Origin of the sequence: Nonomuraea sp. NPDC052265, assembly GCF_044547985.1 — a bacterium.
GTDB lineage: Bacteria > Actinomycetota > Actinomycetes > Streptosporangiales > Streptosporangiaceae > Nonomuraea.
The window spans coordinates 199993-213522 of sequence record NZ_JBIUBJ010000005.1; the positions used below are offsets into that span (position 1 = coordinate 199993).

The window sequence follows — 13530 nt, forward strand, 5'->3', positions numbered from 1 at the left end:
GGCATGATGCCGGAATGCCTTTCGATCACAACGATCACTACCACCGGACGATGGCCCGGCTCGTGCCCGGGGGAGCCCGTACGGCGCTCGACGTCGGCTGCGGCACCGGGCGGTTCGCGCGGCGGCTCGCGGGCCTCGGGATCGAGGTCGACGCGGTGGACCCGGCCCCCGAGGTGATCGAGGCCGCCTCGGCGGCGCCGGTGGACGGCGTGCGGTTCCTGTGCGCCGACGTCACGCGCATGGAGCTGCCCGCGGGGCGCTACGACTACATCTCCTGCCTGGCCAGCCTGCACCACATGCCGTTCGGGACGGTGGCGGCTCTCCGGGACGCGCTGGCGCCCGGCGGGGTGCTGGCCGTCCTCGGCTGCTACCCGGAGCGGACGACCGCCGACTTCGCCTGGAGCCTGGCCGCCGTACCGGTGAACGCGGCGGCGCGGGTGGCGGTGGCGGCGGCGGAGCGGGCGAGGGGCCCTCGTCCCCGGGCCGTGCGCGCGCCCGTACGGCCGCCGGAGATGTCCCTGGAGGAGATCCGGCGGGAAGCGGCGTCCCTGCTCCCCGGTTTCTCCCTGCGCAGGCGGCTCTTCTGGCGCTACCTGCTGACCTACCGGAAGCCGTCCTGACCGTCACCCGGGCGGGCGCGGTCTCCCTCGGCGGTCGGCGGTGAGGACCCAGGCGGCGGTTGCGGCGGCGACCGTGGCCGGGGCGATGAGCGGGGTGACGGCGGCGTGCAGGCGTAGCGCCGAGGCCGCGATGACGGCGCCCGAGGCCACGGAGAGCACCACGGCCAGCGGGCGCAGCACCCCCGAACGCGGGCCGACCGCCCGGCCCGCCAGGCTGGTCAGCGTGCCCGTGAGGTAGGTCGTGGACAGCCCGGGGCCGCCCGCCCAGCGCGTGACCGCGCTCTGCAGGCCCATCGCCGTCCCCGAGGCGGCGATCAGCGCCGGGCGCGGCAGTACGTGCGCCGCCCATCCGGCCGCCACCAGCACCAGCAGCGCGAGCTCGGCGAGCAGCACCGCCAGCGGACTCACCGGCACCCCCGCCGGTGGATCCCGTCCGGCGGGCGGGGCGCGGCCCAGCAGGGTGAACCCGGCGGCCAGGCCCAGGCAGAACGTGGCCAGGGCGATGCCCGAGCGGATGACGTGCGAGGTGTCGCCGGTGCCGAGGGCCAGGCCGAGAAGGACGACGTTGCCGGTCATGTTCGCGGTGAACACCTGGCCGAGCGCGAGGAAGCTCAGCGCGTCGACGGCCCCAGCCGCGAGCGCCAGAGCGAGCATCGAGAACCGTCCGAAACGCATACTCTGAGCACTATAACGGTTACTCTGTGTGATTAGTCAATGAGTAAGCCCTGATTGACCTCGCCCGCGGTCTTGAAGCTCTTGGTAAGCGTGATAATAATACCGGTATAGTTATCGCGTCGAGGGCTGGGAGGCCGTTGTGATCACGCTCAAGACCGCCGGGGAGATCGACGCCATGCGGGAGGCGGGCCGCGTCGTGGCCACCGTGCACGCCGCCGTCCGGGAGCGGGCCGCCGTCGGGGTGTCGCTGCTGGAGCTCGACGAGGTGGCCCGGGAGGTCATGCACGAGGCGGGGGCGCGGTCGTCGTTCCTCGGGTACCACCCGTCGTTCGGGGCCATGCCGTACCCGGGGGTGGTGTGCACGTCCGTGAACGGCGTCATGCTGCACGGGTTGCCGACGCCGTACCGGCTGCGTGACGGCGACCTGCTGAGCGTGGACTTCGGCGCGCACGTGGACGGCTGGCACGCCGACGGCGCGGTGAGTTTCTCCGTCGGGCACGCGCGGGCCGAGGACCTGAAGCTCGTCCAGGTGGCCGGCGAGACGCTGGCGGCGGGCATCGCGGCCGCCGTGCCCGGAGGCCGGATGGGCGACATCGGCCACGCGATGTCGCTGGTCGGCCGCGGCGCCGGCTACGGCATGCAGAACGACTTCGGCGGCCACGGCATCGGCCGGGCCATGCACGAGTCGCCGTTCGTGCCCAACGAGGCGCGCGCCGGACGAGGGCTGCGGCTGCGCCCCGGCCTGGTGATCGCCATCGAGCCGAGCCTGATGGCGGGCGGCGACGACGAGTACAGCATGGCCGAGGACGGGTGGTCGGTGTGCTCCGCCGACGGCAGCAGGAGCGCCCACGTCGAGCACACGGTGGCCATCACCGCCGACGGTCCGGTGGTTCTCACCGTCCTCTGAGCGGGGTACCGTCAGTGGGGGGTCATGGCGGGGCTGGATATTCCTCTGCCGCGTACACCGGTCGGTCAAGAACGGCGAGCTGTGTCACCCCTTCTCCCACGCCGCGTTTTTGCGCTGGTAAAGACAGAAATACTGGCGTTTGTTGAAAGAGGGCCTAGGGCAAATCTCCTCCCGATAGCTACGGAGAGTAGTCGATAGGTATCAAGGAGAATCGATATGTTCAGACAAGGGCTCATCCTGGCCGGGCTCGTCGGCGGGATGGTCATGGTCGGCGGCTCGGCTCTAGCGGCGACCCCTCACATGGCCTTCGTCCCTCACTCCGACGAGGACCCGGGCCGGGTTCTCTTCGTCTGCGGTGACGAGAACATCTTCGCCCGTGGCGAGGTCGACAACAGCACCAGCGGTGTGCTCGTCCTCGAGACCGGCGACATCCTGAGCCAGATCCTCGGCATCAAGAGCAAAGACACGAAGTGCGCCGTCAGCTGACGTCATTCCTCAGCGACTGAACTGCGTGTCTAAGGGGCCTGCCCATCGGGGCAGGCCCCTTTGTCGTGCCGTGACGCGGCAGGGCCCGTGACGGGTCCGGCGGCCCGTCCCCGGGCGAGGGGGGCGGGCCCGGCCGCGGTCCTGTGTGCGGGGGACGTGCGGCGCGGCCTCTCGCGCGTCCGGAGGCCGCCGGGTCGTCTAGCGGTCCGCTAGCACTGGGCCGGCTTCAGCCACGAGCACTCCAGGTCGCCCGCCGCGCCCTGGTCGGCGGCCTTGAGCTGGGCGGTGACGTCGGTCGCCGTCGTCCGCGAGAACTGCGCGAGCCGTACGGCGATCTTGTCCTCGATGTCCTTCAGCGAGCCGGACAGGAACTGGTTCAGCATGATCGAGAAGACCAGCGGTTCGCCCTCGGCGCTGGTCACGTAGCCGGAAAGCGAGGTCACGCCGGTCAGCGAGCCCGTCTTGGCGTGCACGTTGTTCGCCGCGGGGGTGTTCCGCATCCGGCTGCGCAGCGTGCCGCCGGTGAAGCGGTCGGAGTTGCCGGCGATGGGCAGGGCCTCGTACCAGGTGCCGAACCACGGCTTGGCCCGTACGGCGGTCAGGAGCCGCACGATCGAGTCCGGCGAGAAGCCGTCCCGGCGCGACAGCCCCGAGCCGTCCCGCATGTTGATCACCTGGACGCCGTTGGCCTTGGCGAAGTCCGTGGCGACCTTCAGGCCGGCCGACCAGGTGCCCTGGTTCGCGGCCTTGCGGCCCATGGCCTTGGTGAGGATCTCGGCGTGCATGTTGTTGCTCAGCTTCAGGAACGGCACCAGCAGCTCGCCCAGCGTCATCGAGTCGTGCCTGGCCAGTTCGGCCGCCCCGGCGGGGGCCGCAGCCGTCGTCGTCGGCCCGAGCACCCGTACGCCGTGCGCGGCCAGCGCCTTGCGGAACAGCGAGGACACGTACGCCGTGGGGTCGTCCACCGCCACCCACTCCTGGTACGGGTCCGCGACCGTGCCGGTGATCACGACCGTCCGGGAGGCGTGCTGCCGCTCGATGAGCACGTCGGTCTCGGCGCCCACGGTGGCCTTGTTGACGATCTTCAGGTAGTCGGTCTCCGGGGTCGTCGAGACCTTGACCTGGCCGCCGTCGGCCGCCACCGAGACGATCACCGAGCCGGCGTCGTAGTCGCGGTCGGGGGAGGCGGTCAGCGCGGAGATCGGCGCCGCGTAGTAGGCGGTCTCGTCGTCCCACGCCCAGTCGGTGCCGAGCCGCTGGCCGTCGAACCAGGTGTCGTCGGCGATCAGCTTGCCCGTCACGACCTTGACGCCGGCCGCGGCGACCTTGGCCGCCAGCGCGTCGTAGTCCTCGGCGAGCATGGTCGGGTCTCCGGTGCCGCGCAGCACGAGGTCGCCGGTGAGCACCGAGCCGACCTTGCGGCCGGCGTTCAGCACGGTGGTCGGGAAGCGGTAGTCCAGGCCGAGCGTCTCCACGGCCGCGGCCGAGGTGAACAGCTTGGTGTTGGACGCGGGGGTCAGGAGCTTGCCGGCGTCGGTGGCGTAGAGCTGCTCGCCGTTCGCGGCGCTCTTCACGACGACGCCCGCTCTGGCGATCGTGAGCCGGGAGTCGCCGAGGATCTGGTTGATGTCCTGGGTCAGGTCGGCCACGCCGGGCGAGGGGTCGAGGGCGACCGCCGGTGTGGAAGGGCCGGACGCCCACGCGAGTGCCGCGACGAGCGTGCCCGCGAGGAGGGAGGCTGAGGTGCGCCGCATGTGGTCTCCAAGGGACTGGGGGATCGCATGTGAGCATGAATCAGCGTGGTCGCCGTGTAATCCGCAAATATCCGTATTTCTGGAGCGGGCTGCGGCGGCGCGGGGTCAGGAGGACGGGTGGTCCGAGGCGAGCAGGAAGCCGCAGTCGCCGAAGGAGATCTCGTCGCCCGACTTCACCCGGGCGGGCCCCACCAGCCGCCACCCGTTGAGCCGGGTGCCGTTGAGCGAGCCGAGATCGACCAGCATCCAGCCGCCGTCGCCCTCCCGCCGCAGCTCGGCGTGCACGCGCGACACCGTCAGGTCCGACAGGACGAGGTCGCAGGCCGAGCCCCGGCCCACGACGTAACGCAGCCGGTCGTCGTCCGGCAGGGCCAGCCGGGGGAGTCGTGGCCGCCGCCAGGCCGACTGGAGCCGCGTGGTGAACTCCGACACCGACGAGACCGCGTCCGTCAGCCGCTGCCGGATCGTGGGCCGCCGCGGCAGGTCGGCGACCAGCTCGTCGAGCTCGTGCTGGTTGCGTGCCCGCAGCACCTGGTCGACCCGGCCGACGAAGGTGTCGTGGGAGATCCGGCCCTCCACGGCCCGGTGCTTGAGCTCGTCGATCGCACGGTCGCGTTCCCCGTCGGAGGCGCGGAACGGCGGTTGCGTGGAGCTCATCTCCCGAGTATCGGCCTGAACGGCGTGCCGTGTCCAGAATACGCGGATCGGTTGCGATCGCCATACTCAGTATGCATACTCAGTATCCATGTCGATCAGACACGGACTGCTCGCTCTGCTGAGCAGCGCGCCGCGCTACGGCTATCAGCTCCGGGTGGAGTTCGAGGCGTCTACGGGGGCGACCTGGCCGCTCAACATCGGCCAGGTCTACACGACGCTCTCCCGCCTGGAACGTGACGGCCTGGTGGCGCCCGGCGGCGCCGACGAGCAGGGCAGAGCCGTCTACACGATCACCGAGGCCGGTCGGGAGGAGCTGGAACGATGGTTCAGCACCCCCGTCGACCACTCCGACCGGCCTCGGGACGAGCTCGTCATCAAGATCGCGATGGCCGTCGCCGCCACCGACGTGGACGTCGGCGAGGTCATCCAGGCGCAACGGATGGCGAGCATGCGCACACTCCAGGACCTGACCAGGGCCAAGAGGACCGCCGGGGACGGTCTCGCCCAGCGGCTCGTCCTGGAATCGATGATCTTCAAGGTCGAGGCCGAGCAACGCTGGCTCGACCACTGCGAGGCCGTTGCCAAGGAGAAGAACCAATGACTGTGGTGGAGCTGCGGGACGTTACCCGCGAGCACGGCCAGGTGCACGCCCTGCGCGGCGTCAGCCTGGAGGTGGGGCAGGGGGAGCTCGTCGCGGTCATGGGCCCGTCGGGCTCGGGCAAATCGACCCTGCTCAACCTGGCCGGCGGCCTCGACCGGCCCACGTCGGGCACGGTCCGGATCGAGGGCCACGACCTGGCCGAGGTCCGCGACCTGGCCGCGCTGCGACGCGGCAGCGTCGGGTACGTCTTCCAGGACCTCAACCTGATCCCGTCCCTGACGGCGGCCGAGAACGTGATGTTGCCCAGGGAACTGGGCGGCATCCGCGCCGGCCAGGCCCGCCGGGAGGCGCTGGCCGTCCTGGCCGACGTGGGCGTCGACCAGATCGCCGACCGGTTCCCCGAGGAGCTGTCCGGCGGTCAGCGCCAGCGCGTGGCCATCGCCAGAGCGCTGGTCGGCGAACGGCGGCTGCTGCTGGCCGACGAGCCGACCGGCGCGCTCGACACGGCCACCGGAGACGAGATCCTGAACCTGCTGCGCAACCGCTGCGACGAGGGCGCGGCGGTACTGCTGGTCACCCACGAGCCGCGCTACGCGGCGTGGGCCGACCGGGTGGTCTACCTGCGGGACGGCCTGATCGCGGAGGCGTCGGCGGTGCGGCTGGAGAGCTCGCGATGAGCGCCTTCCTCGCCGCCCTGCGCATCTCCAGGCGGAGCGCGCTGCGGGCCAAGGGCCGTACCGCGCTGATCATGGTGATGATCGGCCTGCCCGTCCTGGTGATCACGGCGGTGCTCACCGGCGCCGCCACGACCGGCGTCACCCCGCAGGAGAAGGCCGTGTTGGAGATCGGGGCGGCCGACGCGCGGATCAGCACCTTCCCGTTCCGCCTGCCGGTGAAGCAGAACTACGACGGTTTCTCCGCGTACCAGAGCCAGAGCACCGGCCCGATGCGCCCGTGGACGGTCGCCGAGATCAACACGCTGCTCCCCGGTCGCCTGCTGCGCTACCAGGAGAGCGTGGTCACCACCCGGCTGCCCGACGGCTTCAACCTGGCGGACGTCCTGGAGGTCGATCTGCGCGACCCCATGACGGCCGGGATGCGCCCCCTGAAGCAGGGCCGGTACGCCGCCGCGCCCGGCGAGGTGGCGATCTCGTCGAAGCTGGCCGACAGCGGCGTCCGGGTGGGCGACACGCTCGTCACGCGGCGGCCGGAGCGCACCGTGAAGGTGGTCGGCGTCTTCGACAACCCCATCCGGCCCGGCATCCTTGAGCTGACCGCCCTGCCGGAGGGCCTGCTCCCGCACCAGAACGACGGCAACAGCAGCGGCTGGCTGGCCGACACCGCCACGCCCGTCATGGGGTCGAAGGTGCAGCAGCTCAACCGGGCGGGTCTGGGCGTCACCTCCCGCGCGCTGCTCGACGCCCACACGGGGGACGACCCGCGCTTCGACGGCCCGGGAAGGGCGAAGGATCTGGTCGTGCTCGTCGTCGCGATCGTGCTCGTCATCATGGAGACCGTGCTGCTGGCCGGTCCGGCGTTCGCCGTGGGGTTGCGGCGGCGGCGCAGGGAGCTGGCGGTGATCTCCGCGCAGGGCGGGTCGGCGCGGCACCTGCGCATGATCGTGCTGGCCGACGGCCTGGTGCTCGGCGGCGCGGCGGCCGTGCTCGGGGTGGTCCTGGGCATCGGCCCCGGCCTGCTGGTCGAGTCGATCGCGGCCAGGGAACTGAACTGGACGCAAGGGCCGGCGGACGTGCCGTGGCTGCCGGTGCTCGGCGTGGCGGCGCTGGGCCTGCTCAGCGGGCTGGTCGCGGCGATCGTGCCCGCGGTGCAGGCGAGCCGGCAGAACACCGCGCTGGTGCTGGCCGGTCGGGCCGCGGAGGTCCGGGGGCGGGCCCGGCGTCCCGTGCTCGGGATCGTGCTGCTGGTGGTCGGGCTGGGGGCGACCGGCTACGCCATGACCAGGGGCGTGGTGTCGATGACGGCGGCCTTCGTGCCGTTCGTGCTCGGCATGGTCGCGTTGATGCCGTGGCTGGTCCAGGCCGGCTCGCGGATCGCCGCCCGGCTGCCGCTCCCGCTGCGCCTGTCCGTGCGCGACGCCGCGCGCCACCGCGTCCGTACGGCCTCCGCCGCGGCCGCCGTCATGGCGGCGACCATGGGGGCGGTCGCGCTCGGCATCGGCAGCAGCACCGCGTACACCCACCGGGAGGAGGCCAACATCACGGTGTTCCCGCTGGGCACCACGGTGATCGGCGGGGCCACGGAGATGGACGGGCAGACGTGGGCCCGGCTGAAGGAGGCCGTCCGCGTCCGCTTCCCCGGCACGGAGATCGTCGCCGGACATGAGGTGGCGGACGCCAAGGGCAGGACGTTGTGGCTGACCGTGAACAGGATGTGCGGGCCGGCGTGCCCGCAGCGGGTCTACGACCGCCCCCCGATCGGCGGCGCGGACCTGCTCGCCTTCCTCCAGAAGCGCCGGGACCCGCAGGCGGCCGCCGCGCTGGCGGCGGGCAAGGCCGTGGCCTTCAGCTCGGACGTGGTGCGCGACGGCATGATCGAGGTGACCGTCGACCGCCAGGAGGGGGACACGCGCACGACCACCAGGACGATCCGGATCCCGGCCGTGGTCTCCACCGGCGCCGACCCCCGTCAGGCGGGCGCCATGATCCCGCCGCAGGCGCTGGCCGAGGCCGGGTTCGGCGCGGTCGAGCGGCTGCTCTACACCGCGTCCCCGCCGCAGGACGAACGGCGCATGGAGGCCGACCTGCGGGGCGAGGTGGACGGCAACCTGTTCCTCTACGCCGAGCGGGGGAACGCGGAGGAGCGCGCCTTCGTCCTCATGATCCTGCTCGGTGCTGCGCTGGTCCTCGTCCTCGGAGGCACGTTCGCGGCCACGGGGCTGGCGGCGGCCGACATGCGTCCCGACCTGAACAACCTGTCGGCGGTCGGCGCGGCGCCCCGGGTGCGCAGGCTGGTGGTGGCCGCCCAGGCCGCCTACATCGCGGGACTCGGCGCCGCGGTGGGCCTGCCGGCCGGATCCGTCGCAGGGGTGGCGGTGACCTGGCCGCTGACCAGGTACGGCGGCGGCCGCTCGCGTGACTTCCTGGACGGTCCCGCCGTGATCGACGTCCCCTGGCTGTTCCTGGCCGCGCTCGTGCTGGGCCTGCCGCTGGTCGCGGCCCTGGTGGCCGGGCTGTTCACCCGGACGCGCCTGGTGCTGGCCCGTCGGGTGGCCTGAGCCGGTACCGCAGCGTCACCAGCACGGACAGGAAGATGATCAGCGCCGGGACCGCGGTCTGCCCGATGAGGACCGCGGTCACGGCGCTGTCCGGTTGCTGGACGGGCCTGCTCGCGTCGGACTCGACGAAGCCGCCGATCGACAGGATGACCCCGAAAATCAGCGCGCCGAACGAGCTGACGCCGCTCTCGATGGCCGTCCACAGCCCGGTCAGCACGCCCGCCCGCCGCTTGCCCGACTCCGACGCGTCCGTGGCGACCACGTCGGCCAGCATCGAGAACAGCATGAGCTCGACCCCGGCGATCCCGACGCCGACCAGCAGGATGGTCAGGTGGGCGTACAGGGGGCCGAACAGCGGGGTCGCCATGGCCGCCGCCGTGCCCCCGCCGAACAGCAGCGCGGCCAGGATCATCGCGCCGCGCTTGTCGAAGCGCCGGGCCAGCCACACCCACAGCGGCATGGTCAGCAGCATCGGCCCGACCAGCGCGGCGAAGAGCGTCTGCGTGCTCTTCGGCGACCCCAGCGTGTACGACGCGAAGTACGGCGCCGCGGCCAGCATCATGCTGACGGCCAGCATCTGCAGGCAGGCCATGACGGTCAGCCACAGGAACGCCCGGTTGCCCCTGATCGCCGCGAACTGCTCGCGCCACCCGCCGTGGTCGGCCTCCGGCGCGCCGGTCATGGGGGCGCGGGCGGTGCCGAAGAAGGAAGCGAGCATCGAGGCCAGCAGGATGAGGGCGATCGTCAGGCCCATCAGCCGGTAGCTGCCGAGCGTGCCCTCCTCGCCCTGGCCGGTGGCGATCATCGGGGCCAGCACGCCGCTGATCGCGGTGGCCGCGCCGATGAAGACCATCCGCCACTGCAACAGCGAGGTGCGCTCGTGGTAGTCGTCGGTCATCTCGCCGGGCATGGCCTTGTACGGCACCTCGTACAGCGCGTACGCCGTGGCCGTGGCCATGAAGCACAGCCCGACGTACAGGGCGGCCGGGACCCCGGTCAGCGGCGGCCCGGCGAAGACCAGGAAGAACGCGACGGGCAACGTCAGCGATCCGGCCAGCAGCCAGGGGCGGCGCGGCCCCATCCGCGAGACGGTCCGGTCCGACCACCGGCCGACCAGCGGGTTGATGATCAGGTCCCAGACCTTGGGCGCGGTGACCACCACGCCGGCCAGCCACGCGGGCACCGCCAGGAAGTTGGTCATGTAGTACAGCAGGAGCAGGCCCGGCACGGCGCTGACCGTGGCCGTGCAGAAGGAGCCCACGCCGTAGCCGAGGCGCACGCCCCTGGAAACCGTGGGCGCGCTCACCGGCGTTGTGATCATGGACATATTCAAGCCGAGCGAGAGCTTGTTCGGTAGGGCCCAGTTTTCCCGGTCGGCCGCGAACGCCCGCGTTCGAGGGCCCGGTTCCCCGGGCCCTCGCCACGGTTACTCCCGTACGTCGGCGCAGACCACGTGCGCGCCGATCTCGATCATCCGGCGCTCGCTGCGCGCGTCGGCGACCCTGGCCATGAGGATCGGCGCGCCGCTGGCCGCGAACTGCGGCAGGCGGGCGCGTACCAGGCGGTGCAGGTCGCGGACGACGTCCTCGGCGGCCGACATGTGCACCTTCACGTGCAGCATGATCCCGGTCGCCCCGGACGCGGTGCCGGCCTCGGAGATCCACACGTGGTGCACGAGCGGGAAGTCGGCCAGCAGTTGCGCGATGGCCTGCCGCAGCGCCGGCAGGATCGGGTGCGTGCACCGGCGGTAGCCGGGGTCCACCTGCTGCATCGGCCCCGACAGGTGGGGCCGGGGCGCGGGGACCCACGGCAGCGCGGGCGCCTGCGGGGCCGGCGGGGGCACCTGCGCCAGCGCGGGCACCCGCGAGACGGTGGCCATCGCGCCGGTCGCGTAGGCGGCGGGCACCGCCCCCGACAACACGGGTGTGGGCCCCGAGCGCGTGCCGGTGAGGAAGCGCTGGAGATCGTCGATGGGCACGGCCGCGGCTGCGGGACCCGCGGCGTCGATCACGATCTCCCGCACGCCCGTGACGCGCTGGATGTCCAGGATGGTGCCGGCGTCGCACGCCGTGAGGGAATGGCTGCCGCGGTGCCTGGCGTAGGTCGTAGGGCTGGTGTACCCGAGCAGAACCCGGTCACCCGCCTGGGTCGTCCCGAGGACGACCGATCGATCTGGTCGCACTGCCACCAGGACTCCACCGTCGGCGAGGGCCGCCAGCAGGCGATGGGGCATGCCATGCTGTGCGAGCACGTCGGCAAGCGCAGGGTTCCCGATGCTCATATGACGAACCATAGGTAGTCGGCCACGGCTTATCAGGCTAATGGCGAATAAATCTCCCGATCAAGACAAAGATGAGTGCAGAGTGGATGACTTTGTGTCGCGGGGGTACTCGGAGCCGTCTCCAGGGGCCCGCGACGCCGGTCGGCCGTCTCAAATCGTGGGTCCCTCGTGAACGCGTTCACAAGCGCGGATAGACTCAGAGGGATCCGAGGGACCCATCGACGTGTCCCTCCAGCCCGCCGCATGCCCCTAAGGATCCACGCCTGTGAACAAGCCCGTCGTTCTGGTCGCAGAGGAGCTGTCCGAGGCCGGCCTCGCCGTGCTCGGCGCCGATTTCGAGGTCCGCCACACCGACGGAGCGGACCGTTCCCAGCTTCTGCCCGCCCTCGCCGACGTGGACGCCCTGATCGTGCGCTCCGCCACGCAGGTCGACGCCGAGGCCATCGCCGCCGCGCCGAAGCTGCGCGTGGTCGCCCGCGCCGGCGTCGGTCTCGACAACGTCGACGTCGAAGCCGCCACCAAGGCCGGTGTCATGGTCGTCAACGCGCCGACCTCCAACATCACCAGCGCCGCCGAGCAGACCATCGCGCTCATCCTGGCCAGCGCCCGCAACACCGCCCAGGCCCACGCCGCGCTGAAGAACGGGGAGTGGAAGCGCTCCAAGTACACCGGCGTCGAGCTGGACGAGAAGGTCGTCGGCATCCTCGGCCTCGGCAAGATCGGCCAGCTCGTGGCCCAGCGGCTCCAGCCGTTCGGCGTCGAGCTGATCGCCTACGACCCCTACCTGCCGCCGGCCCGCGCCGCGCAGATGGGCGTCAAGCTGCTCAGCCTCGAAGAGGTGCTCAAGCAGGCCGACTTCATCACCGTGCACCTGCCGAAGTCGAAGGAGACCCTCGGGCTCATCGGCGACAAGGAGCTGCACGAGGTCAAGCCGTCCGTACGGATCATCAACGTGGCCCGCGGCGGCATCGTGGACGAGGCCGCGCTCTACTCGGCGATCAAGGAGGGCCGCGTCGCTGGCGCCGGCCTCGACGTGTTCGCCAAGGAGCCGTGCACCGACAGCCCCCTGTTCGAGCTGGACCAGGTCGTCGCCACGCCGCACCTCGGCGCCTCCACGCACGAGGCCCAGGAGAAGGCCGGCACGCAGGTCGCGCGGAGCGTGAAGCTGGCGCTGGCGGGCGAGTTCGTGCCCGACGCGGTCAACGTCCAGGGCGGCGCGGTGGCCGAGGACGTCAAGCCGGGCCTGCCGCTGGCCGAGAAGCTGGGCCGGGTCTTCACCGCCCTCGCGGGCGAGGTGGCCACCAAGCTCGACGTCGAGGTCCGCGGCGAGATCGCCTCCCAGGACGTGCGGGTCATCGAGCTGGCCGCGCTCAAGGGCGTGTTCGCCGACGTGATCGAGGAGCAGGTCACGTACGTCAACGCGCCGCTGCTGGCCAAGGAGCGGGGCATCAGCGTGGAGCTGGTGACCAGTTCCGAGAGCCCCGACTGGCGCAACGTGGTGACCCTGCGCGGCGTGCTCGCCGACGGCCGGCACGTCTCGGTCTCCGGCACGCTGTCCGGCCCCCGGCAGATCACGAAGATCGTCGAGGTCAACGGCTACGAGATGGAGATCGAGCCGACGGCCCACCTGTCGTTCTTCACCTACACCGACCGTCCGGGCATCGTGGGCGTGGTCGGCCGGCTGCTCGGCGAGGCCGGCGTCAACATCGCCTCGATGCAGGTGGCCCGTGACGTCAAGGGCGGCAAGGCGCTGATCGCGCTGACCGTCGACTCGGCCATCCCGGCCGCCATGATCGACCAGATCGCGGCCGAGATCGGCGCCGAGAGCGGCCGTTCGGTCGACCTGGAGGACTGACCCTCGCAGCCGGAGGACTGACCCTCAGATCTGGGGGAAGGCCGTCACCTGGACCGTTCCGGGTGGCGGCCTTTTCTTGTCTCAGAATGCGAGATAGTAGGACATCCAACGAGACAGCGAAACTGCCGCCGGGTACCGTTGATGGAGATGCGCCAGGTGCTCGTACTCATTACCTGCCGCGGCGGGGCCTGTTAGGGCAGGTCGACGACCCGCCGCGGTGAGTGGTGACGCCGTCGGCCGGTCAGTCCCTTCCCCTCGTCCGGTCCGTGACCCGGACCCGCGAGAGCAGGCCCGGTCGGATTCGCGACCGGGGTCCGACGCCCCTTTTTCTGGAACGCGCCCGCGAAACGAGATGAGCGACATGTACGAGATGTATGCCTGGAACCGTACCGAAGAGAACGAGAACGAGGCTGCCGAGGCCCTGCAGACCGCCCTGGACCGCAGGGACAACGGCGGCGC

At 71.5% G+C, this 13530-nt stretch carries 12 protein-coding genes; 7 read left to right on the forward strand and 5 right to left on the reverse strand.

Annotation, left to right across the window (positions count from 1 at the left end; genetic code table 11):
- The first annotated feature begins 14 nt into the window (after positions 1-14).
- Positions 15-620 carry a class I SAM-dependent methyltransferase gene (locus ACIHAD_RS17830; protein ID WP_397355569.1) on the forward strand — a complete coding sequence of 202 codons (606 nt, stop codon included), beginning with the start codon at positions 15-17 and terminating at the stop codon, positions 618-620.
- Positions 621-623: 3 nt separating this feature from the next.
- On the opposite strand, the gene ACIHAD_RS17835 is transcribed toward ACIHAD_RS17830, so the two are convergent.
- On the reverse strand, positions 624-1295 hold the full coding sequence (locus ACIHAD_RS17835; RefSeq protein ID WP_397355570.1) for a DUF1275 family protein: 672 nt from the start codon (positions 1293-1295) through the stop codon (positions 624-626).
- A gap of 139 nt (positions 1296-1434) precedes the next feature.
- Here ACIHAD_RS17835 and map point away from each other — a divergent pair, with 139 nt between their 5' ends.
- Together map and ACIHAD_RS17845 are read left to right on the forward strand one after the other, a co-directional pair.
- Positions 1435-2202, forward strand: coding sequence for a type I methionyl aminopeptidase (gene map / locus ACIHAD_RS17840; RefSeq protein ID WP_397355571.1), 768 nt, complete (start codon positions 1435-1437; stop codon positions 2200-2202).
- A 216-nt stretch (positions 2203-2418) separates the two neighbouring features.
- Positions 2419-2688 (forward strand): hypothetical protein, encoded by a 270-nt coding sequence (locus tag ACIHAD_RS17845; RefSeq protein ID WP_352318980.1) that lies wholly within the window; start codon positions 2419-2421, stop codon positions 2686-2688.
- A gap of 209 nt (positions 2689-2897) precedes the next feature.
- Here the strand turns inward: ACIHAD_RS17845 and dacB are convergent, their stop codons facing one another.
- Together dacB and ACIHAD_RS17855 are read right to left on the reverse strand one after the other, a co-directional pair.
- A complete protein-coding gene (dacB, locus tag ACIHAD_RS17850) occupies positions 2898-4442 on the reverse strand; it encodes a D-alanyl-D-alanine carboxypeptidase/D-alanyl-D-alanine-endopeptidase (RefSeq protein ID WP_397355572.1) in 1545 nt (514 codons plus the stop codon).
- Between the two features lie 105 nt (positions 4443-4547).
- Positions 4548-5099, reverse strand: coding sequence for an FHA domain-containing protein (locus tag ACIHAD_RS17855; protein WP_397355573.1), 552 nt, complete (start codon positions 5097-5099; stop codon positions 4548-4550).
- A gap of 88 nt (positions 5100-5187) precedes the next feature.
- On the opposite strand from ACIHAD_RS17855, the gene ACIHAD_RS17860 reads away from it, so the two are divergent.
- The 3 genes from ACIHAD_RS17860 to ACIHAD_RS17870 are packed head-to-tail and all read left to right on the forward strand — an operon-like array spanning position 5188 to position 8935.
- Complete coding sequence (locus ACIHAD_RS17860; protein WP_397355574.1) at positions 5188-5700, forward strand: PadR family transcriptional regulator; 513 nt, start codon at positions 5188-5190, stop codon at positions 5698-5700.
- Positions 5697-6377, forward strand: a complete 681-nt coding sequence (locus ACIHAD_RS17865) for an ABC transporter ATP-binding protein (RefSeq protein WP_397355575.1) — start codon at positions 5697-5699, stop codon at positions 6375-6377. The genes ACIHAD_RS17860 and ACIHAD_RS17865 overlap by 4 nt, the downstream gene beginning before the upstream one ends.
- On the forward strand, positions 6374-8935 hold the full coding sequence (locus tag ACIHAD_RS17870) for an FtsX-like permease family protein (protein ID WP_397355576.1): 2562 nt from the start codon (positions 6374-6376) through the stop codon (positions 8933-8935). Before ACIHAD_RS17865 ends, ACIHAD_RS17870 begins: the two co-directional genes overlap by 4 nt.
- Here ACIHAD_RS17870 and ACIHAD_RS17875 read toward each other — a convergent pair.
- Positions 8895-10256 carry an MFS transporter gene (locus tag ACIHAD_RS17875; protein ID WP_397355577.1) on the reverse strand — a complete coding sequence of 454 codons (1362 nt, stop codon included), beginning with the start codon at positions 10254-10256 and terminating at the stop codon, positions 8895-8897. The genes ACIHAD_RS17870 and ACIHAD_RS17875 overlap by 41 nt on opposite strands.
- 105 nt (positions 10257-10361) lie before the next feature.
- Entirely contained in the window at positions 10362-11186 is an 825-nt protein-coding gene (locus ACIHAD_RS17880) for a hypothetical protein (protein WP_397355578.1), read from the reverse strand.
- Between the two features lie 295 nt (positions 11187-11481).
- Here ACIHAD_RS17880 and serA point away from each other — a divergent pair, with 295 nt between their 5' ends.
- Positions 11482-13071 (forward strand): phosphoglycerate dehydrogenase, encoded by a 1590-nt coding sequence (gene serA, locus ACIHAD_RS17885; RefSeq protein ID WP_397355579.1) that lies wholly within the window; start codon positions 11482-11484, stop codon positions 13069-13071.
- The last annotated feature ends 459 nt before the right edge of the window (positions 13072-13530 follow it).